Annotated in this window: 2 pseudogenes; one reads left to right on the top strand and one right to left on the bottom strand. The window is 57.4% G+C overall.

The features are described from left to right. Window positions 1–111, top strand: a pseudogene (locus EN852_RS43425) (Lrp/AsnC family transcriptional regulator); the annotation flags it as partial. On the opposite strand, the pseudogene EN852_RS43420 reads toward EN852_RS43425, so the two are convergent. Then, window positions 100–183 (bottom strand): annotated as a pseudogene (locus EN852_RS43420) (AsnC family transcriptional regulator); the annotation flags it as partial. The pseudogenes EN852_RS43425 and EN852_RS43420 sit on opposite strands and share 12 nt — an antisense overlap. Window positions 184–338: the final 155 nt, after the last annotated feature.

Below are 338 nucleotides of genomic sequence, written 5' to 3'. Positions count from 1 at the left end.
GAGCTGGTGCATCTGTCGCCGAGCCCGTGCCTGATGCGGGTCAAGAAGCTGCAGTCCGAGGGCTACATCGAGGGCTACTCGGCGCAGGTCAATATAGGCAAGCTCGGCCAGTTCGACATTGGTGATGCGCCCGTTCTTCTGCAGTTCGTGCAGAATCTTGATGTCGATCCGATCCAGTTTCATGGGCTGTCTCCGAGGAAGAGTGCTACAGCACAAAATGCTGCCATGCTGGTGACCGCCGAGACTACCATAGGCCGCTGGCCTGTCCATCCGAGCCGACACCGCTTTGAAACGCAGGGTCTGGCGATTTCAATGGGATTGCCGGAACAAAATTCTGC

The sequence above is a fragment of the Mesorhizobium sp. M2E.F.Ca.ET.209.01.1.1 genome (assembly GCF_004010375.2).
Classification (GTDB): Bacteria; Pseudomonadota; Alphaproteobacteria; order Rhizobiales; family Rhizobiaceae; genus Mesorhizobium.
Note: the sequence above shows the minus strand (reverse complement) of the source record. Positions and strands in the feature narration are given on the sequence as shown.